At 72.0% G+C, this 20,718-nt stretch carries 21 protein-coding genes; 15 read left to right on the forward strand and 6 right to left on the reverse strand.

Annotation, left to right across the window (positions count from 1 at the left end):
* Positions 1–2 precede the first annotated feature (2 nt).
* The gene (locus RBJ65_RS00250; RefSeq protein ID WP_306332104.1) at positions 3–2,396 is read right to left on the reverse strand and encodes an ABC transporter permease; all 2,394 of its coding nucleotides are present in this window, start codon (positions 2,394–2,396) and stop codon (positions 3–5) included.
* A gap of 373 nt (positions 2,397–2,769) precedes the next feature.
* Entirely contained in the window at positions 2,770–3,516 is a 747-nt protein-coding gene (locus RBJ65_RS00255) for an ABC transporter ATP-binding protein (protein WP_306321484.1), read from the reverse strand.
* Between the two features lie 62 nt (positions 3,517–3,578).
* Between RBJ65_RS00255 and RBJ65_RS00260 the strand changes: the two genes are divergently transcribed.
* From RBJ65_RS00260 to RBJ65_RS00275, 4 genes are all read left to right on the forward strand, one after another.
* Entirely contained in the window at positions 3,579–6,599 is a 3,021-nt protein-coding gene (locus RBJ65_RS00260; RefSeq protein WP_306321483.1) for a LuxR family transcriptional regulator, read from the forward strand.
* Positions 6,600–6,873: 274 nt separating this feature from the next.
* Positions 6,874–7,467 carry an FABP family protein gene (locus RBJ65_RS00265; RefSeq protein WP_306321482.1) on the forward strand — a complete coding sequence of 198 codons (594 nt, stop codon included), beginning with the start codon at positions 6,874–6,876 and terminating at the stop codon, positions 7,465–7,467.
* A gap of 16 nt (positions 7,468–7,483) precedes the next feature.
* Positions 7,484–7,954: a Fur family transcriptional regulator gene (locus tag RBJ65_RS00270; RefSeq protein ID WP_306321481.1), complete on the forward strand. Its 471-nt coding sequence runs from the start codon at positions 7,484–7,486 to the stop codon at positions 7,952–7,954.
* 34 nt (positions 7,955–7,988) lie between these two features.
* Positions 7,989–8,969, forward strand: coding sequence for a folate-binding protein YgfZ (locus tag RBJ65_RS00275; protein ID WP_306321480.1), 981 nt, complete (start codon positions 7,989–7,991; stop codon positions 8,967–8,969).
* A 42-nt stretch (positions 8,970–9,011) separates the two neighbouring features.
* On the opposite strand, the gene dtd is transcribed toward RBJ65_RS00275, so the two are convergent.
* Complete coding sequence (gene dtd, locus RBJ65_RS00280) at positions 9,012–9,437, reverse strand: D-aminoacyl-tRNA deacylase (RefSeq protein ID WP_306321479.1); 426 nt, start codon at positions 9,435–9,437, stop codon at positions 9,012–9,014.
* 200 nt (positions 9,438–9,637) lie between these two features.
* Between dtd and RBJ65_RS00285 the strand changes: the two genes are divergently transcribed.
* Together RBJ65_RS00285 and RBJ65_RS00290 are read left to right on the forward strand one after the other, a co-directional pair.
* The gene (locus RBJ65_RS00285) at positions 9,638–10,255 is read left to right on the forward strand and encodes an ABC transporter substrate-binding protein (protein WP_372341371.1); all 618 of its coding nucleotides are present in this window, start codon (positions 9,638–9,640) and stop codon (positions 10,253–10,255) included.
* 227 nt (positions 10,256–10,482) lie between these two features.
* A complete protein-coding gene (locus tag RBJ65_RS00290) occupies positions 10,483–11,760 on the forward strand; it encodes a GNAT family N-acetyltransferase (RefSeq protein ID WP_306321478.1) in 1,278 nt (425 codons plus the stop codon).
* A 39-nt stretch (positions 11,761–11,799) separates the two neighbouring features.
* Here RBJ65_RS00290 and RBJ65_RS00295 read toward each other — a convergent pair whose 3' ends face one another.
* On the reverse strand, positions 11,800–11,985 hold the full coding sequence (locus RBJ65_RS00295; RefSeq protein ID WP_306321477.1) for a hypothetical protein: 186 nt from the start codon (positions 11,983–11,985) through the stop codon (positions 11,800–11,802).
* 186 nt (positions 11,986–12,171) lie between these two features.
* Here RBJ65_RS00295 and RBJ65_RS00300 point away from each other — a divergent pair, with 186 nt between their 5' ends.
* Positions 12,172–13,137 carry a winged helix-turn-helix domain-containing protein gene (locus RBJ65_RS00300; protein ID WP_306321476.1) on the forward strand — a complete coding sequence of 322 codons (966 nt, stop codon included), beginning with the start codon at positions 12,172–12,174 and terminating at the stop codon, positions 13,135–13,137.
* 19 nt (positions 13,138–13,156) lie between these two features.
* Here RBJ65_RS00300 and RBJ65_RS00305 read toward each other — a convergent pair whose 3' ends face one another.
* Positions 13,157–13,348, reverse strand: coding sequence for a hypothetical protein (locus RBJ65_RS00305; protein ID WP_306321475.1), 192 nt, complete (start codon positions 13,346–13,348; stop codon positions 13,157–13,159).
* A gap of 143 nt (positions 13,349–13,491) precedes the next feature.
* On the opposite strand from RBJ65_RS00305, the gene RBJ65_RS00310 reads away from it, so the two are divergent.
* The 8 genes from RBJ65_RS00310 to RBJ65_RS00345 all read left to right on the forward strand — a co-directional run bounded on the left by RBJ65_RS00310 (position 13,492) and on the right by RBJ65_RS00345 (position 19,020).
* Complete coding sequence (locus RBJ65_RS00310) at positions 13,492–14,373, forward strand: winged helix-turn-helix domain-containing protein (protein WP_306321474.1); 882 nt, start codon at positions 13,492–13,494, stop codon at positions 14,371–14,373.
* Positions 14,374–14,450: 77 nt separating this feature from the next.
* Positions 14,451–14,918 (forward strand): HAD family hydrolase, encoded by a 468-nt coding sequence (locus RBJ65_RS00315; RefSeq protein WP_306321473.1) that lies wholly within the window; start codon positions 14,451–14,453, stop codon positions 14,916–14,918.
* Between the two features lie 66 nt (positions 14,919–14,984).
* Complete coding sequence (locus RBJ65_RS00320; protein ID WP_306321472.1) at positions 14,985–15,704, forward strand: HAD family hydrolase; 720 nt, start codon at positions 14,985–14,987, stop codon at positions 15,702–15,704.
* A 100-nt stretch (positions 15,705–15,804) separates the two neighbouring features.
* On the forward strand, positions 15,805–16,701 hold the full coding sequence (locus RBJ65_RS00325; protein WP_306321471.1) for a GntR family transcriptional regulator: 897 nt from the start codon (positions 15,805–15,807) through the stop codon (positions 16,699–16,701).
* Positions 16,702–16,790: 89 nt separating this feature from the next.
* On the forward strand, positions 16,791–17,417 hold the full coding sequence (locus RBJ65_RS00330) for a TetR/AcrR family transcriptional regulator (protein WP_306321470.1): 627 nt from the start codon (positions 16,791–16,793) through the stop codon (positions 17,415–17,417).
* 86 nt (positions 17,418–17,503) lie between these two features.
* Entirely contained in the window at positions 17,504–17,890 is a 387-nt protein-coding gene (locus tag RBJ65_RS00335; protein ID WP_306321469.1) for a helix-turn-helix domain-containing protein, read from the forward strand.
* Positions 17,891–17,912: 22 nt separating this feature from the next.
* The gene (locus tag RBJ65_RS00340) at positions 17,913–18,548 is read left to right on the forward strand and encodes a hypothetical protein (protein ID WP_306321468.1); all 636 of its coding nucleotides are present in this window, start codon (positions 17,913–17,915) and stop codon (positions 18,546–18,548) included.
* Positions 18,549–18,681: 133 nt separating this feature from the next.
* Complete coding sequence (locus tag RBJ65_RS00345; protein ID WP_306321467.1) at positions 18,682–19,020, forward strand: DUF2516 family protein; 339 nt, start codon at positions 18,682–18,684, stop codon at positions 19,018–19,020.
* Positions 19,021–19,066: 46 nt separating this feature from the next.
* Here RBJ65_RS00345 and RBJ65_RS00350 read toward each other — a convergent pair whose 3' ends face one another.
* On the reverse strand, positions 19,067–20,518 hold the full coding sequence (locus RBJ65_RS00350) for a PP2C family protein-serine/threonine phosphatase (protein ID WP_306321466.1): 1,452 nt from the start codon (positions 20,516–20,518) through the stop codon (positions 19,067–19,069).
* Positions 20,519–20,718: the final 200 nt, after the last annotated feature.

The raw sequence follows: 20,718 nt of genomic DNA on the forward strand, positions 1-20,718 counted from the left end.
GCCTACGTTCCCGGGCGGCGGCTCAGCGCCGCCGGGAGCGTCGCCGCCACCACCGCGAGCAGCGCGCACACCGCGCTCGCCCCGGCCGTCGCCGCCCACGGGACGCTGAGCGGCAGCGGGCCCACCAGGCGCAGTACCGACCACCAAAGACCCGCCAGGCTCAGCGCCGCGGTGCCCGCCGCGAGCAGCGTGCCGATCGCCACCACCAGTAGCGCCTCGACCGCCACGAACGCGGTGACCTGGCGGCGCCGCGCCCCCAGCAGGGCAAGGGCCCGGCGCTCGGGGGCCCGGTCCTCCGACGCCATCAGCACCGTATTGACCAGGGACAACACGGTGTACGCGAGGATGATCGCGAGTACGGCGAACAGCCCGGTCCGGCTCGCCGAACGCCCCCCGGCGCCCAGCTCCGCGCCCCACCGCTCCTTGCTCAGCGCGCGGGCGCCGTGCCCCTCGACGGCCCGGTCGAGCGCCGCGCGTGCCGTGTCCGGCGGGGTGCCGGGGCGCAGCTTCACGTAGGCGAGGTCGGGGCGGGACTGCCCGGCGTTCGCCGGGGTGACGTACGCGTCGGCCTCTGCCCCGGCTGCGAGCAGGCCGACGACCTTGAACGCGGTACGGGTCCCGTCGGCGCGCCACAACCGGACCGTGTCGCCGAGGCGGTGCTCCCAAGTGGGCGACACGACAATGGTGTTGGCGCGCAACTCGCTCAACGACCCTGAGGTGATGGGAACTTGACAGGTGCTGGGGAGGGGTTTCGGGTCGACCGCCGTCACGGGGCGCCGGGTCAGCGACGACCCGCCGTCCAGGGTGTAGAGGCTCATCGGGGTCGAGGTCGCGACGTCCACGCCGGGCACCGCCCGCAGCCGCGCGACCAACTCACGGTCCAGACCGCCGCCCTTGTCGCCACCGTTGCCGCCGCCGTCCGGTACGACGACGTACTCGGCGCGCACGGGCTTCGTCCGCACCTCCTTCTCCGCCGCGTCCCCGGTCGTCGCCCCGCCGAGCAGCGCCGCCGTCAGGCCGACCGTGACCAGGACCGGCGCCGCCGTCAGTGCCGTCTGCCGGGCCGAGGCGAGGGCGGCGGACGCGGCGACCTCGCCCGCGGCGCCGGGCAGCCGGGACAGCGGCGCGGCGAGGAGGCGGGTGACCGGGGCGGCGACGGCGGGGGCCAGCAGGGCGGCCGCGGCGACCAGCAGCATCACCAGGGGCATGGCCGTCTTGTCGTGGGTGGCGGAGGCCGGGTCGGTGAGCGCGTTCACCGCCAGGCAGACCAGGGCCGTGGCCAGGCAGCCGAGGCCGAGCACCCAGCGGGCAGGCGTCATCGCCCGGGACTCCACGGCCGCCTCGCGCAGCGCCTCCGCGGGCCCGGTGCGCCCGGCCCGCAGCGCCGGTGCGGCGGCCGCGGCGAGCGCGACGGCCACGCCGACGGGGAACGCGACGAGCGTGGGCACGACCGAGTCGCCGACCACGGTCCAGGCGGGCGCGAGGTCGAGCGCGACGAGCCGTTCGAGCAGCCAGGGCGCGGCACTCGGCCCGAGCACCGCGCCGATCCCCGACGCGACGACCGCCAGCAGCCACGCCTCCGCCCGCACCATGCGCCGCAGCTGCCGCCCGGTCGCCCCCACGGTCCGCAGCAGCGCGAACTCGCGGCGGCGCCGCGCGGTGGCGTACGCGAACGTCGACGACACCACGAAGACGCTGACGAACGCGGCGAACCCACCGGCGATGCCGACGACCGTGGCGGCGTCATTACGGGCCCGCGCGTCGGCGGCCCGCGCCGGGTCGGGTTCGGCCCGTTCGTCTCCGGTGAGCACGCGGACACCGGCGCCACGCACGGCGGCGCGTACTGCGCCGGGGTCCTCCCAAACCGCCAACGCGTCGATACGCGGCCGCAGTTGGCCAGCCCGACGGTCATCGAAGAACACGGTGGACTCGGGCCCCGCGCCGGTAACACCAACAATCGTGTACGTCGCCGGTCCCTCCGCCGTCACGACGGTGACCCGCCGCCCCAGCCGCTCCCGCTCCCCACTCACGGCAACCTCAGCCGCACCCCGGGGCGCCCGCCCCGCCGTCAGCCCCTGCGGCGCCGCACGATGCGCCGACCAGGGCCGCCCCACCACCGGCCCACCCCCGTCGATCCGCGCCGGAACGATCCGGTCGACGACCGCCCCCGGCAACCGCCCGACGAGCGAACGGGGCACCGACCGGGGCTCGTCGAGCGTCGCCCTGGCCCGGCCATGAGCCCCCTCCACGACGAGCTCGCCATCCGGCACGACGACCACCGGCGCGGCCGCGTACCGCTGCGGCCCACGCTCCGGCGAGGTAACGGTCGCGGCGAGCACCTGCCCGGTCGCCGCCATCAGGAACGTCCCGAGCCCCAACGCAACGAAGCACCCCACCAGGGACCCCCACCGCGCCCTCAACGTACAAACCGCAAGCCTCAACATGCCCCCACCCCCACCAATCCGACCAGCGCCTCCGGCAGTCCAAACCGCTCCGTCAACCCAAGCAGCGGCTCCGGCAACTCAAGCAGCAGCTCCAGCAACTCAAGCGGCTCCGGCAACTCAAGCAGCGGCTCCAGCAACTCAAGCGGCTCCGGCAACCCAAGCAGCGGCGCCGATAAATCAAGCCCCTGCGGCGCTTGAGGCGCGGGGTCCGGGGCGGAGCCCCGCGTCCGCAACCCCGGTTCCGTCAATGACAGCCTCGCCGGCGCTTGAGGCGCGGGGTCCGGGGCGGAGCCCCGCGACGTCACCCCCGGCTCCGGCACACGAATCAACACGCCGCCTCCAACCGCACCATCCGCGCCATCACCCCATCCGGCGACGGCTCGGAGAGCTCCCCGTGGAGCCGCCCATCCGCGAGAAACAGCACCCGATCCGCGCAGGACGCGGCCAGCGGATCGTGCGTCACCATCACCACCGTCTGCGCATGCCGATCGACCAGCGTGCGGATCAACCGAAGAACCTCCCGCCCCGCCGCCGCGTCAAGCGCCCCCGTCGGCTCGTCCGCGAACAACACATCGGGCCGCGTGACCAACGCCCGCGCCAACGCGACCCGTTGCTGCTGCCCACCCGAAAGCTGCACCGGCCGATGCCGCGCCCGATCGGCCAGCCCCACGGCCGCGAGCCCCTCGCGGATCAGCGCCGGATCGGGCCTGCGCCCCGCGAGCCGCAACGGCAGGGCGACGTTCTGCGCGGCGGTCAGCGTAGGCAGCAGGTTGAACGACTGGAACACGAAGCCGACGCGGTCGCGCCGCAGCAGCGTCCGCTTGCGCTCGCTGAGCCGCGCCAGATCGTGGCCTGCCACCAACACCCGCCCGGACGTGGGCCGTTCGAGCCCGGCCGCACACTGCAACAGCGTCGTCTTGCCGGACCCGGAGGGCCCCATGACGGCGGTGAACGTGCCGTGCGCGAAGGTGACGGACACGTCGTCGAGCGCGGTGACGGGACAGTCGCCGCCCGGATGGCGGCGCGTGACGTGGTCGAGGACGACCGAGGCGCCGCCCGTTGTGGTTTCCATGCCGCCGAGCCTCGTGCGACGGGCCCGCGGCCGGTATCGGGCATGTGCCTAGGATCTGCGGCATGGACGGTGGGGTGGGCACGGTTCTTCAGGGGCGGGACGCCGAACGGGCACGGCTCGACGGGCTGCTCGCGGACGCCGCCGACGGCCGCAGCGGGGTGCTCGTGGTGCGCGGCGACGCGGGCATCGGCAAGTCGGCGCTGCTCGGGTACGCCGCCGGGCGCGCGCGGGACGCGTACGGCATGCACGTGGTGCGGGTGACGGGGATCGAGACGGAGGCCGAGATCCCGTTCGCCTCGCTGCATCTGCTGCTGCGGCCCGTGCTCGACCGGATCGACGCGCTGCCGGGGCCGCAGGCGGACGCGTTGCGCGGCGCGCTCGGGCTCGGGGCGCGGGCGGCGGGGGAGCCGCTGTTCATCGGCCTCGCCACGCTGTCGCTGCTGGCCGAACTCGCCGCCGATGGGCCGGTGTTGTGCGTGGTGGACGACGCCCACTGGCTCGACCGCGCCTCCGCGCAGGCGCTGCTCTTCGCGGCGCACCGGCTGGCTGCCGAGGGCATTCTGCTGCTGCTCGGGGTGCGTGACGGGCACGGGTTCAACCCACCGGCGCTGCCCGCGCTGCGGCTCGCGGGGCTGGACGAGGCGAGCGCGGGGCGGCTGCTGGCCGAGCACGCGCCGACGCTGCCCGGGGCGCTGCGGGCGCGCGTGGTGGCGGAGTGCGCGGGCAACCCGCTGGCGCTGCGCGAACTCTCCCTGCACACCGATGACTTGGCGTCGGGTTCCGACGAGCCGCTGCCGTTGCCGCGCCGCCTTGAGGAGGCGTACGCGGTGCGGGCCGCCCGGCTGTCGGGGGCGGCGCGGCGGGCGCTGCTGGTGGCGGCGGCCGAGGGCGGTGGCGACCTCGACGTGATCGGGCGGGTGGCCGGGCGCGAACCGTTGGAGGAGGCCGAGCGGGCCCGTCTGATACGTGTCCGGGGTGCGGCCGGGCGCCTCGAATTCGGGCATCCGCTGATGCGCAGTGCGGTGTTGCATGCCGCGTCGTACGCCGAACTGGTCGATGTGCACCGGGAGTTGGCGGACGCGTTGGTCGCGGATCCGGATCGGTGGGCCTGGCATCGGGCGCGGGCGGTGAGCGGGCCGGACGAGGGGGTGGCGGGGGCGTTGGAGGCGGCTGCCCTCCGGGCGCGGGAGCGGGGGGCGTATGCCGGTACGTCGGCGGCGTTGGCGCGGGCGGCGGAGCTTACGGGTGACCGTGTCGTGAGGGGGCGGAGGTTTGTGGAGGCGGCGTGGGCGGCGGCGGATGCGGGTTTGGCGGTTCGCTGCCGCGCGCTGACGGAGTCTGCGTGCGCCGCGCTTCCTCCTGCGTCGCGGGGCTCTGCCCCGGACCCCGCGCCTCAATCGCCGGCGGGGCTGTCATTGACGGAACCGGGGTTGCGGACGCGGGGCTCTGCCCCGGACCCCGCTGCTCAATCGCCGCAGGGGCTTGATGTGTGCGCCGCGCTTCCTCCTGTGTCGCGGGGGCTTGATGTGTGCGCCGTGCTTCCTCCTGCGCCGCAGGGGCTTGAATGGCGGACCCGGGCGCGGCTTTGCGCGTTGCGGGCGCGGGTTGCGTTCGATGACGGGGCGCCGGGGGAGGCGCATGGGTGGTTGGTGAGGGGGGTTGAGGTGTTGGTGGAGGGTGGGGATCGGGTGGGGGCCGGGGGGTTGCTTGTCGATGCGGCGCGGGATGCGTGGCAGTTGGGGGACAGGGCGCGGTTGCGGGAGTGTGCCGAGCGGCTGGGTGGGCTCGGGCTTGTGGACGGTGATGGGCTCGGGCCCGCTGTCGCCGCCGTGCGTGGCGCCGCCGCCTTCCTGGACGAGGGGCCCGCGCGGGCCGTGCCCGTGATGCGGCCCCTGGTCGCGTACGGGCTCGCCGAACAGGGCGCCCCACCCGAGCTGCGCGTCAACGCCGCCTTCGTCGCCGGGCTGATCGGCGACTTCGAGGCGGGGCGGCGGATCGCCGCCGAGGTGGCGGAGGGGTGCCGGGCCAGGGGGGAACTCGGGCGGCTGCCGCTCGTCCACCTCCCGCTCGCGGCGAGCGAGCTGTACCTGGGCCGGTTCCGGGACGCCGAGGCCACCGCCACCGAGGGCGTGCGGCTCGCCGCGGACACCGGTCAACCGCACCGCGGCGGATATCTGCACGGCATGCTGGCCTGGCTCGCGGCCGTCCGCGGCGAGCACGACGCCGCCCGCAGCCTCGCCGCCCGCTGCCACGACCACTACGAGACGACCGGCATCGTCAACAGCCTCGCCTGGGCCGGCTGGGCGCTCGCCCTCGACGACCTGGGGCGGGGGGACGCCGCCGGGGCCCTCGAACGGTTCTCCGCGGCGCAGGCGGGGCCCGCCAGGCAACAGATCCAGAGCGTGTACGCCGCCCCCGACCAGATCGAGGCCGCCGTCCGCGCAGGCGAACCGGCGCAGCGGCAGCGCGAACCCCTCGCCCGCTTCGAGGCGTGGGCGCGGGCCTCGGGCCAGATGTGGGCGGATGCCGTCCTGCACCGCTGCCGAGCCCTTGTCGAAGAAGAAGGAGAAGGAGAAGGAGAAGGAGAAGGAGAAGGACAAGGCGAAGGACAAGGGGGAGGACAAGGGGGAGGTGGGTGGGAGCGGGCTTATGCGTTGTTCAGCAGTGCCGTGCGGTTGCATGCCGGCAGCGGGCGGCCCTGGGAGGCGGCTCGTACCCGGCTGCTCTTCGGTGAGCGGCTGAGGCGCGAGCGGCACAAGACGGAGGCCCGCGCCCATCTGCGTTCCGCCGCCGAGACCTTCGAGCGGCTCGGCGCGGCGCCCTGGGCCGCCCGCGCCCGCGCCGAACTGCGTGCCACCGGCGACACCGGACCGGCCCCCACCGGACGGCGTACGGCCGTCGACTCGCTCTCCCCGCAGGAGCTGCAGATCACCCGGCTCGCGGCGACCGGCATGACCAACAAGGAGATCGGCGCCCAGCTGTTCGTCAGCCCGAAGACGGTCGGCTACCACCTCTACCGGGCGTTCCCCAAGCTCGGCGTGGCCAGCCGCGCACAGCTGGCGGGCCTCGACCTCACGGACTGACCGCGACCGACCGGCCGACCTCGCCGAGAGCACCCGCCGCCACCCGACTAGAGTGGGGTCCGGCTCTGTATCCGCAAACCGCATACGTTCCGCTAGTCAGCTAGCGGTGCCGCTCACCGAGGAGCATCCGTGCTTGAGGCATTCTTCTCCACCCTTCTCGTCCTGGTCTGCGTCGGCGTGCTCGCCTTCGCCGGTCTGACCGTGAAGAAGCTGTACCAGGGCCAGCGCTGACACCCGTCGCACCCGCCGCCCCCGTCGAGGAAACCCCCAGATCATGATCCAGATCCCGTCCGACCTGCACCCCGACCTCGTCCCCCTCGCCTTCCTCCTGGGCGACTGGGCGGGCGCAGGCGTCACCGACTTCCCGGGCGCCGAGAAGGCCAACTTCGGCCAGGAGGTCTCCTTCTCCCATGACGGGCGGGACTTCCTGGAGTACCACTCGCACACCTGGGTCCTGGACGCCGAGGGCAACAAGGTGAAGCCGCTCGAGTCCGAGTCCGGCTACTGGCGGATCTCCGCCGCCGAGGGCGAGAAGGTCGCCCGCCAGGTCGAGGTCGTCATGGTCCGCGACGACGGCGTCGTCGAGGTCTGGTACGGCGAGATGGCCGACCAGAAGCCGCAGATCGACATCGCCACGGACGCGGTGGCCCGCACGGCGGCCTCCGGCCCGTACAGCGGCGGCAAGCGCCTCTACGGCTACGTGAAGGGCGACCTCATGTGGGTCGGCGAGAAGCAGACCCCCGAGGTTCCGCTGCGCCCCTACATGTCGGCCCAGCTCAAGAAGGTCGTCACCCCCGAGGACGTCGCCGAGATGGCGCGCAACCTCCCGGACGACGCCCCGGACGACGGCATCGCCTTCTTCAAGTAGTTCTAGACTCTGCGGTGTGGTGAGCACCGAAGGCATCGACTGGAAGAGCGATCTCAGGCAGCGCGGCTACCGGCTGACGCCGCAGCGTCAGCTGGTCCTGGAAGCCGTGGACACCCTGGAGCACGCGACGCCCGACGACATCTTGTGCGAAGTGCGCAAGACGGCGTCGGGGGTCAACATCTCGACGGTCTACCGGACGCTCGAACTCCTGGAGGAGCTCGGGCTCGTCTCGCACGCCCATCTCGGGCACGGTGCGCCCACGTACCACCTCGCCGACCGGCACCACCACATCCACCTGGTGTGCCGGGACTGTACGAACGTGATCGAGGCGGACGTGGACGTCGCGAAGGACTTCACCGCCAAGCTGCGCGCGGAGTTCGGCTTCGACACCGACCTCAAGCACTTCGCGATCTTCGGGCGCTGCGAGAACTGCACCGAGAACCGCACCGAGAACCGCGCCGAGAACGAGGGACCGGCACAGGAATAAGCGCGTCCGCGCGCTCGTCGTAATGTGTGTGAACATGCAGCGACATTCACCGAGCAGCCCCCTGCTGACCCTGCCAGGCGCCGTCCCCGGCGAGGGCGTGGACGAAGGCGTCGCCGCGCACTACGGCGACCTGTTCCGCGAGCAGCGCTCCCTCGCCGACGGGGCGGGCGTCGTCGACCTCTCGCACCGCGGCGTCATCACCGTCACCGGCGACGACCGGCTGAGCTGGCTGCACCTGCTGCTGACGCAGCACGTCGAGCAGCTGCCGCCGAACCAGGCCACGGAAGCGCTGGTCCTCTCCGCCAACGGGCACATCGAGCACTCCCTGTACCTCGTCGACGACGGCACGACGACGTGGGCGCACGTGGAACCGGGCACGCAGGAATCCCTCCTCGCGTACCTGGAGTCCATGAAGTTCTTCTACCGGGTCGAGGCCGCCGACCGGACGGACGAGTTCGCCGTCGTGCACCTGCCTGCCGGGTCGATCGCGCCGGTGCCCGAAGGGGTGGCCGTGCGCGAGACGGCGTACGGGCGCGATCTGTTCCTGCCGCGCGGCGACCTGGAGTCGTACGCGAAGGAGAACGGCCCGGCGATCGGCCTGCTCGCCCACGAGGCGCTGCGCGTCGAGCAGCACCGGCCGCGCTTCGGCTTCGAGACCGACCACCGCACGATCCCGCACGAGCTGGGCTGGATCGGCACGGCCGTGCACCTGCAGAAGGGCTGCTACCGCGGGCAGGAGACCGTCGCCCGCGTACAGAACCTGGGCAAGCCCCCGCGCCGCCTGGTCTTCCTCCACCTCGACGGCAGCGAGGTGCACCTGCCGCCGCACGGCGCCGAGGTGCGGCTCGCGGCGGAAGGACCCGAGGGCCGCAAGATCGGCTTCGTGACGACGTCCGTACGCCACCACGAGCTCGGCCCGATCGCCCTCGCGGTCATCAAGCGGAACGTGCCGACCGACGCGCAGCTCCTCGCGGAGACCACGGCGGCGGCGCAGGAAGTCGTCGTCGAGCCGTAGTCACACAGCCGTAGTCGCACAGCCGTAGTCACACAGTGGTGGTCACATCTCCAGTAGGACGGTGAACGGGCCGTCGTTCGTCAGGGACACCCGCATCTGTGCCCCGAACCGGCCCGTCGCCACGGTCGCGCCGAGCGCCCGCAGCCGCGCCACGACCTCCTCGACCATCGGCTCGGCGACCGGTCCTGGCGCGGCGGCGTTCCAGGTGGGGCGGCGGCCCTTGCGGGCGTCTCCGTAGAGGGTGAACTGGCTGATCACGAGGAGCGGCGCGTCGATGTCGCTGCACGACTTCTCGTCGGCCAGCATCCGAACCGACCAGAGTTTGCGGGCCATTTGGGCCGCTTTCTCCTTGGTGTCCTCGTGCGTGACCCCGACCAGGACGCACAGCCCCTCGCCCTTGATCTCGCCGACCGTCTCGCCTTCCACGACGACGCTCGCGCCGTCCACCCTCTGCACCACTGCTCGCATACGGCCATCATGCCGTGCGCCGATTTTCGTTCCGGGCAAGGGGTTTGGGAGGGCTCCCCAACCCCCCATCCGGGGCGGATCTGGGGCACTCGGGCCCGAAGCGGCCACTGGGAGTGGCACCATGCTGACACGCGGTGCGTCGGTGGCGTGCGGCGCGGTCCGGTCGAGGGGACGGTAAGCAGACCATGGATACCCATGCCATGAGCCACACAACGAGTACGGGGCTGCCCGCGGGGCCCGCGCCCGTGTCGCCGCCGCACGCGGAACGGACGGCCCCGCTGGCCCGGCCGCCGGCCCAGCGCACCGAAAGCCCCGAGCTGCCCGTGGCGCCCGCCGTGGACCTGTCGGCGCTGCGGCTTCCGGAGCTGCGCACGCTGCGCCGCGACTCGCAGCAGAACGAGGCGGACCTGAGTTACGTACGACGTCTGCTCCAGGGCCGGATCGACATCCTTCGGGCCGAGTTGGACCGGCGCAAGGACCCCGAGTCCCCGGTCGTGGACCGGCTCTCGGAGATCCTGCGCGACCAGCCCGCCGGGCACCGCTCCTCCGCCCGGCACGTCACGCTCGGCACGCCGCACAGCGAGGAGTTCGGGCGTCTCGCGCAGGAGATGCTCGCCGAGGTCGAGCTCTCCGACCTGGCGGCCCGCACGGACGACGAGCTGCACACGGCGATGGGACGCCTCGTCCGCTACGAACAACAGGTCTCCCGCCGCCGCCACCAGCTTCAGCGCACGGCGGACGACTGCAGTGCGGAAATCGCTCGCCGCTATCGGGAGGGAGAGGCCCAGGTCGACGACCTCCTCGGCACCGTGCCGTAGTCGGCGCCCCTGGTCCTCGTCACGCGGCACCGTGCGTTCGGGGCTCTGCCCCGGACCCCGCTGCTCAATCGCCGCAGGGGCTTGATGTGCCGAACCGGCTTTGAGCCTCGGCGGCGGATGACCACAATCAAGCCCCGCCGGCGTTTGAGGCGCGGGGTCCGGGGCGGAGCCCCGGGGCGTGGGGGAATTGGGGCGACACGGGCGATCGGCCCGCATAGCGTGAGCGCATGCCCACCGATCCCCGCGAAGCGATAGACGTTCGGGCCGTCACCGAGGACGAGCTCCCCGACTGGTGCCGCGCCTTCAACACCGGCTTCCTGCGCCCCCCGATCGCGACCCCGGAACGCGTCGCCAAGGTCCGCGCCCACTACGACCTCACCCGCACCTACGCCGCCTTCGCCCCCGCCGGCGGCACCGGCACCCGCCAAGTCGCCACGTTCCGCTCGTTCGCGCAGGAACTCACCGTGCCGGGCGGCGCCACCGTGCCCACCGACGCGATCAGCACCGTCGCCGTCACCCCCACCCACCGCCGCCGCGGCCTGCTCTCCCGCATGATGACCGCCGACCTCGCCGACGCGAAGGAGCGCGGCGACGTCGCGGCGACCCTGATCGCGGCCGAGTACCCGATCTACGGCCGGTACGGGTTCGGGCCCGCGGCCACCGGCACCGTATGGGAGATCGACGTACCGCGGGCCGGCCTCGACCCCCGCTGGTCGGGCCCGGACGACGGCGGCCGGATCGACCTCGCGGACGCCGACGAGGTGCGCAAGGTCGGCCCCGAGCTGCACGAGCGGCTGCGTGCCCGCGTCGCCGGTGTGGTGACGCGCGGCGAGTTCTGGTGGCAGAACAGCACCGGCCTGTGGCCGACCCCGGACGACCCGTGGAAGGAGCCCTTCTACGCGGTGTACCGGAGCGCGCGCGGCGAGGTGGAAGGGCTCATCGTCTACGACGCGGACGACCACTGGGGCGACGCCAAGCAGCCGCTGAACACGGCGCGGGTGCGGGACCTGATCGCCGTCACGCCCGCCGCGGAGCGCGCCCTGTGGACGTACCTGTGCTCGGTCGACTGGGTCACCACGGTGCGGACCGGGCTGCGCGCCCCGGACGACCTGCTGCCGCACCTGCTGCCCGACCCGCGCGCCGCCCGCGTCGTGACGCAGGCAGACTTCCTGTGGGTGCGGATCCTGGATGTCGTACGGGCCCTGGAAGCGCGCTCGTACGACACCGGCGGGGAGTTCGTGTTCGAGGTGCTGGACGCCGCGGGGTTCGCGAACGGGCGGTTCAAGCTGACGGCGGCGCCCGGCGGGGCGGTTTGTTCGCCGAGCGCCGCCTCCCCGCAACTCACGGTCGACGTACGCGAGTTGGGGGCGCTGTGGCTGGGCGACGAGTCGGCGGTGCGGCTCGCCGCCCTGGGGCGGCTCGTGGAGCACGAGGCGGGGGCGGCCGCCGGATTCGGCGCCCTGCTGGCGACCTCGCGGCGCCCGTGGTGCCCCGACGTGTTCTGACCGACCGGGCTCCCGGCTCCCCTCCGGAAGGGAGCCCGGTCAGCCGCTCTGGGCGAGGAGCATGACGAGGACTACTGCTCCGAGGCCGCTGATCACGGTGTTCTTGGCCTTGAGTCCGACGGAGAGAACGATGAAGGCGATGATGCCCATCGGGCCGTACTTCCACTGGATGAGCTGCTCGAACCCGATGGCGAGCGCGGCGACGACGATGGCGAAGAGCGGCATGGTCCTACCTCCTTCGGGACCTTGTGGTCCGCGGTCCGAGTGGTGACCAACTTCCGGTGGCTGGACCGGGTTGCTGAACCAGGTCTTCGAAGTTGGTCACCAACTCATAGGTAGTTATCTCCGTTGAAGGGCGGCTCATAACCACCTTCGCCTCAACTCCCCAAAGATGGCGGGAAGTTGTAGTGTTTGTCTGTGGATGCGGAGCATGCTGCCGTCCATGGACGGCCCAGGTCACAGCGGCCGCGTCGGGCATACCGCGACGTGGCGGACGAGTTGCGCGACCGGATCACGTCCGGTCGTCTGAGTCCCGGCCAACGGATGCCCACACAGGCGCAGTTGGCGGACGAGTTCGGTGTGGAGCGCTCCGTCGTACGCCAGGCGCTGCGCGTTCTCCAGGCCGAGAGTCTCTTGGTGACGGCCTCGAAGAACAGTCCGGCCACGGTCGCGGCGAACGCGCAGTCCGCGCTGCCCGGCCTGGAGGCCCCGCCGCAGCCCACCATGGTGGCGCTCGCCCCGCGCATAGCGGCCGCCTTCGAGCGGGCCGACGTGGAGATCGACGCCCTGTGCATGACGGCGGTCTCGCTCACGCTCGCGATGGGGGAGCCGCTGCGCCTCATCCACGAGGGCCGTCTGAAACCGGCCAAGGTGCGGGTGCGGGTGCTGCTGCCGAGCCGGGACATCGACCTCGCGTTCCCCGCGCCCGCGCCCGCCTCCGGCACCGGGTCAGACACCGGGTCAGACACCGGGTCCGGGGCGCGGGCCGAGCGGGCGGTGGGCGGCCGGCTGCGGCGCGACTGGCTGGCGCAGCGCAACGCGCAGGGGCAGGTGCTGCGGCACAATCTGCTGGCCCTGCGGGAGACGCACGGCACGGACGTCACGGTGGAGTTCCGCGCGCTGCCGTTCACGCCCCCGGTCAAGCTCTATCTGCTGGGCGGCGACGAGGCGCTGTTCGCGTACTACACGCTGGCCAGACGCGGCGAGCAGATCGACGAGGAGCGGGTGGACGTGTACGACGCGCAGGGGGTGCGGCAGCTGCTCTTCGCGTTCGAGCAGGGGGTGGGCCTGCGCGACACGACGTTCGTGGAGCAGTCGCACTTGTGGTTCAACAGCCTGTGGAACACGATCAGTCAGGAGCTGACGCTGAGTTCGTGACCGCCCTGGAGCGGACCCGTCAGTGCAGCGCGGGTCCGGCCACCGTGATCGCGAGCAGGACGCCACCCGCGGAGCTGCAGGTGGCGTTCCTGGCCCGGGCGCCGACGGCGAGCAGGATCAGGCCAAAGAGGCCGGCCGGACCGTAGTGCCACTGCGCGAGCTGTTCGAGGGTGATCACGACCACCGCGGAGAGGAGAGTCAGGACAGACATCGCGATTCCTCCATCTTCGGCGACTTGGCGACCAACTGCATTGAAGTTGTCCCCACTTGGTCCCTAGATGTAAACGGGATGGCGACAACTAGCGCCAAGTAAAGGGAAGTTGTGGTGTTCAGCTGTGACCCGAGGGGGCAGGCGTGGCGGACAGGGCAGACGTGACACTGAACGGCAACGGCGGGCTCTCCGCTCAGGAGATCGCCGACCGGCTTCGTGAGCGCATCCGGGCGGGCGAGCTGCGGCCGGGCGCCCCGCTGCCTCCGCGGGCGACGCTCGCCGAGGAGTTCGGCGTCGAGCGCGGCACGGTGGGGCTGGCGCTGCGACTCCTGGAGTCGGACGGGCTGCTCAGCAAGCGCAGCAAGGAAGAACCGCGGGGCACCGGCCTCCCGGACGCCGCGCGCGAGGAACCACAGCGCACCATGGTGGGCCTCGCGCCCCGCATGGTGGAGGCGTTCCACGCCTCCCACGTCCGCCTCGACGCGGTCTGCATGACCTGCGAAACCCTGATGCTGTCCCTCAGCGATCCGCTCCGCCTGATCCACGAGGGCCACATCCGCCCCGACTCCATCGACGTACGCATCCTGCTGCCGAGCCGCGACATCGACCTCGCCTTCCCGGCGTCCGCACGGGGCGACAGCGGCGAAGCCGCGATCCACGACCGGTGGCTCGCCACCCGCAACGCGCAGGGCCAGGTGCTGCGCCACAACCTGCGCGCGCTGGTCACCTCGCACGGCATCGACGTAACAGTGACCTTCCGGGCCCTCCCGTTCACCCCGCCGGTCAGGCTCTACCTGCTGAACGAGTCCGAGGCCCTGCTCTCGTACTACATGGTGACGCGGCGCGAGGAGGAGTTCGACGACGACACCATGCTGGAGATGTTCTCGGTCGCGGGCACGCAGGCGCTGCTCTTCTCCTTCGAGGAGCGCGCGGGCCACCGCGACCGGACCTTCGTACGGGAGTCCCAGAACTGGTTCGACGCCCTCTGGGAAACCATCACGTCCGACCTGACACTCTCCTCATGACTCCCGAGACAGCGACTCCCGAGACAGCGACTTCAAAGACAGCGACTTCAAAGACAGTGACTTCAAAGACATCAGAGATGACGACACGTCAGGACGCCCTCGCCGGGCTCGTCGCCGACGCGCGGTGCGTGCTCTTCGGCTTCGACGGGCCGATCTGCCGGGCGGTCGACCCGGCCTGGCCCACGCCGTACGCGGACCCGCTGATCCGCACCTGGACGGCGGTCGGGGCCCACCTCGGCGTCGTCACCGACAACTCGGCGGAAGCGGCCCGCCGTTACCTCGAAGGCCGCGGCCTGTCCGCCTGCTTCGGGCCGCGCGTCTACGGACGCCTCGATCGCGCCATGGCGGGGACGGGGGCAACGCCAGGACACACGCTGATGATCGGCGCCACGGTCGCCGAGTTGGTCGCGGCGCGGGAGGCCGGGGTCGCGTTCGTGGGGTACGCGCGCGATCCCGACCGGGAGAGGGTGTTGCGGGAGGCGGGGGCGGAACAGGTGATCGACTCGCTGAAGCCGATCATCGACATTCTGCGCGGCCTGACCTGACCTGTGGAAACCACCCCGGGCGTGTGGTGGGCCGGGGAGGCGGTGCGGAGCGGGCAGACTGAGCGCATGGCTGTTGAGACCCGGTCGCCCTCGCACTTGACCGAACTGATCCGTGGCGCGCGGTGTGTGCTCTTCGACTTCGACGGGCCGATCTGCCGGCTGTTCGCGGGGCTGTCGGCGCGGCAGGTCGCGCGGGACCAGGAACGGTGGCTGGCCGGGCAGGGGATGCGGGAGACCCTGCACGAGTGGGAGTGGGCGAAGGGGGACCCGCACGCCGTGCTGATCCGCCTCGCCTCCCAGCAGGGCAACAGCGAGCTGGTGCGGGAGCTGGAACGGCGGCTCACGGAACAGGAGTTGCTCGCGGTCCCCGGCGCCGGTCCGACCCAGCACGCGGACGCGCTCATCAGAGCCTGGTCCGCCATGGGTGTGCGCCTGGCCATTACGACGAACAACTCACCGAGTGCCGTACGGAGTTACCTCCGTCACTGGTCCCTGGACGGCTGTTTCGAGCCACATGTCTACGGCCGTGACCCGGAGGCCCTTGACCGGCTCAAGCCCGATCCGTACCAGTTGAAGCGCGCCCTGGACGCCGTGGGCGCGGCGCCCGCCGAGACGCTGATGATCGGTGACGCGCCCACGGACCTGGCGGCCGCCCGGGCCGCGGGCGTCGCCTTCCTGGGCTACGCGCGCAACGAGCGCAAGGACCTGCTGCTGCGGGAGGCGGGTGCCGGGCAGGTGGTGGGTTCCATGGAGCAGATCCTGACCGTGCTCCGAGGGCTGCGCTGACCTGCGAAGTTCCGCTTCTTGTCCGTAAGTACGGTGGAGTTGGCAGCCAACTGGCGTAGAGTTGTGGGGACTTGGCACGGCGGGACGGGAGTGGGTCGCGATGGACGGCAAGAACAGCCCCACTCCTGCGACCGCATCGGCCGGCGCGTCCAAGGCCACGTACCAGGAGATCGCGGACGTCCTCGGTGACCGGATCAGAACCGGCGAGCTCAAGGCGGGGGCCCGGCTGCCCACGCAGGCGGCGCTCGCGGAGGAGTTCGGGGTGGAGCGCGGCACCGTGCGCGAGGCGCTGCGGCAGCTGCAGTCCAAGGGCCTGCTGACGAACGTGAGCCGGGGGAGCCCGCCCCAGGTGGCGCCGCGGGCGGCGGCCGAGACCGATGTGCGTACGGTGCGCAGCATCCTCGGCCCGTATCTCGTGGAGGCCTTCCAGCAGCCGCAGGTGCGGATCGACGTGGCCTGTCTGACGGCGGAGACGCTGATGATGGCGCTGGGCGAGCCGCTGCGGAAGGTGCACGAGAGCGAGCGCAGGCCGGAGCTGGTGCGGCTGCGGATCCTGCTGCCCGAGATCGACCAGAACCTGGACTACCCCTCGCCGGTGGCAGGTTGGGGCAGCGACGAGAAGCTCGACGAGGCGGTCCGCAGGCGTACCCACGTGCTGCGCAGCGCGCAGAGCACCGTGCTGCGCCAGAGCATCCACGAACTGCGGCGGATCGGCACGGACGCGCGGATCGAGTTCCGGTACACCATGGGGACGCCGTCGCGGAAGGTGTACCTGCTCAACAGGCGGCAGATGCTCATGGGCCACTACATCGCCGGACCCTTCGAGCGGGAGGTCGAGGGGTACGAGGGGGCCAACCCGGTGGAGCTGTACGACGTGGAGGGCTTCGACACCCCGATGTTCGTGTTCGACGGGGCCAAGGGCGCGATCGAGTCGGCCTTCGTGGAGGCGGAGCAGCTGATGTTCGACGGGGCCTGGGACCGCTTGACGCCCGGCTGACACGTGACCGACGCCGCCCGCGCCGCGCCCGGCACCTGACCCACTTCCCATAACCGCCTCCCGTATCCACTCCCCGTACCCTCTCGGGCATGAGCACTCCCGACCCGCCCCTCGGGCTCCGTGAACTCAAGAAGCGGCGCACGCGGCAGAACCTCTCCGAGACCGCCGTCCGGCTCTTCATGGAGAAGGGCTACGACAACGTGTCGGTGGCCGAGGTCGCGGCCGAGGCCGGGGTGTCCAAGCCGACCCTGTTCCGGTACTTCGCCGCGAAGGAGGACCTCGTCCTGCACCGGTTCGCGGACCACGAGGACGAGGCGGCGCGGGTCGTCGCCGCTCGCCCGGACGGGGAGGCGCCCCTCGGGGCGCTGCGCCGGCACTTCCTGGCGGGGCTGCGGCGGCGGGACCCGGTGACCGGCCTGTGCGACCACCCGGCGGTCCTCGCGTACCAGCGACTGCTGTACGGGACCCCGCAGTTGGTGGCGCGGCTGTACGGCTACCAGGAGCGCTCGGAGCGGTCCCTCGCCCAGGCGCTCGGCGGGCCCGGTGCGCGGATCGCGGCGGGCCAGATCGTGGCCACACAGCGCATCCTCGCCGAGGAGAACGTACGACGGATCGTGTCCGGCGAGTCCGCCGACACCCTGGAACCGGAGGCCGCACGCACGGCCGAGCTGGGGTTCCGGCTGTTGGGGGAGGGGGTCGGGCGGTGGTACGGGTGAGCGGGCAGGGCTTGGCGTATGTCGCGTGGAACACTATTGCAAGCAGTCGCTTGCAATAGTTAGCAGGGTTGCGGCACCATCGACGCATGGCATCGCTCAACGTCGGAAGCCTCGGCGAATATCTGCGCGAGCAGCGTCGCAACGCGCAGTTGTCGCTCCGTCAGCTCGCCGACGCCGCCGGGGTCTCCAACCCGTATCTGAGTCAGATCGAGCGCGGGCTCCGCAAGCCGAGCGCGGAGGTGCTGCAGCAGGTCGCCAAGGCGCTGCGGATCTCCGCGGAGACGCTGTACGTGCACGCCGGCATTCTCGACGCGGAGCGGGAGCGGGGCGAGGTGGAGACGCGCGCCGTCATCCTCGCCGACCCCTCGCTCAACGAGCGTCAGAAGCAAGTGCTGTTGCAGATCTACGACTCCTTCAGGCACGAGAACGGCGAGCACGACAAGGGCGATGCCGAGCCCTCAAGCAGCAGTTGATGTGATCCGGGAGGACCACGCCATGGCCATCAAGGACGACCTGCGCAAGACCCTCACCGACCCGACCCCGCTCTACTTCGCCGCCGGTACCGCCGAGTTGGCGTACCAGCAGGCCAAGAAGGTGCCGGGGATCGTGGAGCAGCTGCGGAGCGAGGCGCCCGCCCGCTTCGAGTCCGTGCGGCAGACCGATTCCCGACAGCTGGCCGCTGTGCAGGAGAAGGCCGCCAGCCGCGCCAAGGAGGCGCAGGCCACCATCACGGCGAAGGTGAACGAGCTGGTCGCGACCCTCGACACCGACCTGAAGAAGTTCGGCGAGAGCGCCCAGGAGTACGCGCTGCGCGGCGTCGGCTACGCGGCGGAGGCCGCCGTCAAGGCGCGTGAGACGTACGAGAAGGTCGCCGAGCACGGCGAGGAGACCGTGAAGGCGTGGCGCGGCGAGGCCGCCGAGGAGCTGGGCGAGCTCGCCGAGGTCGTCGAGCCGGAGCCCGAGCCCAAGGCCGCGGCTGAGGCCGAGGCGAAGCCGGAGGCCAAGGAGGCGTCGGCCGCCACCGAGGCCAAGCCGGCCCCCGCCAAGAAGACGACGGCGAAGAAGACCACCGCGAAGAAGACGACCACCACGGCCAAGAAGACCGGCGGCTCCACGCCGCCCGCGAAGTAGCACCCGCCCCGACGGGCCGGGCACTAGTAGAGTGTCCGGCCCGTTGTACGGGTACGGTGGCCGGTGGTCGGAAGGTTCCGTAAGCCGTAAGCCCGTAAGCCCGTAAGTCGATTCTGGTGGTGGCGTTGTGCTGATGCAGGGGTTCGCCAATCTGATGTGGCTGCTGAGCACGGCGTTGATCGTCTTCAGCGGTTTCGCGCTCGTCGACGCCGCCATCCGGCGCGAGGACGCCTACCGGGCGGCCGACAAGAAGACCAAGCCGTTCTGGCTGATCATCCTCGGGCTCGCGTTCGTCGTGAACCTGCTGTTCCCGATCCTGTCGTTCCTGCCGATCATCGGGCTCATCGCGACCATCGTGTACATGGTGGACGTGCGGCCCGCGGTCCGGCAGATCAGCGGTGGCGGCGGTGGCCGCAAGGGCCGCGGCTCCAGCAGCGACGGTCCTTACGGTCCGTACAACGGCGGCCGCTGAACCACGTACGCGAGACGCGGGACGCGCGGCGCGGGCTCGGCCGGGCTCACCGGTCGAGCAGCAGCACCGCCACGTCGTCCGTCAGATCGCCCCCGTTGAGGTCGCGCACCTCGTTCATCGCGGCCTCCAGAAGATCCTCGCCGGCCAGGCCCTGGGCCCGCTGGCGGCGGATCAGCTCCACCATCCCCTCCTGGCCGAGCCGCTTCCTGCCCTCGCCGATCCGGCCCTCGATCAGGCCGTCCGTATAGAGCATCAGGCTCCACTCGGGGCCCAACTCCACCTGCATGCGCGGCCATCGGGCCTTCGGCAGCAACCCGAGCGCCGGTCCGCTGTTCTCGTACGGGAGCAGGGCCGCGGGCCGTCCGGGGCTCGCTATCAGCGGTGACGGGTGGCCCGCCAGGCACAGGCCCGCGCGCCGGCCGTCCGGCGAGATGTCGACCGTGCAGAGCGTCGCGAAGATCTCCTCGTCCGCGCGCTCGTGCTCCAGGACCTGCTGAAGGGTGGAGAGGAGTTCGTCGCCGCACAGGCCCGCGAACGTCAACGCCCGCCAGGCGATGCGCAGTTCGACGCCGAGCGCGGCCTCGTCGGGGCCGTGCCCGCAGACGTCGCCGATCATCGCGTGGACCGTGCCGTCGGGCGTGCGCACGGTGTCGTAGAAGTCGCCGCCGAGCAGCGCCCGCGAGCGGCCGGGGCGGTAGCGCGCGGCGAAGCGCAGCGTTGAGCCGTCGAGCAGCGGGGTCGGCAGCAGGCCGCGCTCCAGGCGGGCGTTCTCCTGCGCGCGGATCCGGGACTCGGTCAGCTTGTGCTGCGCGACGTCGGCGCGCTTGCGCTCGACCGCGTACCGGATGGCCCGGCCGAGCAGCCGGGAGTCCAGCTCCTCGCGGAAGAGGTAGTCCTGCGCACCCACGCGGACCGCTTCGGCGCCGCGCTCGGCGTCGCCCGACGTGGTCAGTGCGAGCACGGCCTGGCGCGGCGCGAGCCGCAGCAGCCGCCGCAGGGCGCTCAGCTCGTCGTGGCCCTCCGGCTCCGCCTTGTCGGGCTTCGAGCCGGGCAGCGCGAGGTCGAGGAGTACGCAGCTGACGTCGTCGGTGAGCAGCCGCTCGGCCTCGGTGAGGTTGCGCGCGGTGCGCACGCGGATCGGCTTGCCCGCGGCGTCCGGCACCTCGGGGATGCTGAGGGAGCCCGCCGGGTCGTCCTCGATGACGAGGATCGTCAGGCCGGTGGCGTCACGGGTCTCGGCGACGGCGTCCGAGGCGTCGTCGTCGGTGTCCGTGGCGTCATCGGCCTCCGTGACGTCGGTGACGTCGGCGGCGACGGTGTTGTGGTCGGCGGTCACGGGCGCGTGGACGGAGCCGTGCGCCGGGGCCTCCTGCTGGGCGTACGTGGTGTACGTGCCGTTGTCGGGCCGGTCGTACGTGTCGGTCGTGGTGCGCGCGTCGTGAGCCTGACCACCTTCCACGGCCGGGATCGCTCTCTGCCGCGGTACGGGTACGGGCATCGCTTCGGTTTCCTTCCCTCCCCCCGAGGGCACGGTGGGACGAAGGTCCTCGGCCCACCGACCGGGACCTTAGCGGTAGCCGACGCCCGAACGGAATGGTGAGCGAGAACGGGCCGGTGTCATATGCCGTCCCTCGCACCGGAATTGGGTGGGTTCCGTCCCTGGTCGGGCGGGCCGAAGATGACGAAGGTCACGCCGCG

The organism is Streptomyces sp. KL109B (genome assembly GCF_030766935.1).
GTDB lineage: Bacteria > Actinomycetota > Actinomycetes > Streptomycetales > Streptomycetaceae > Streptomyces.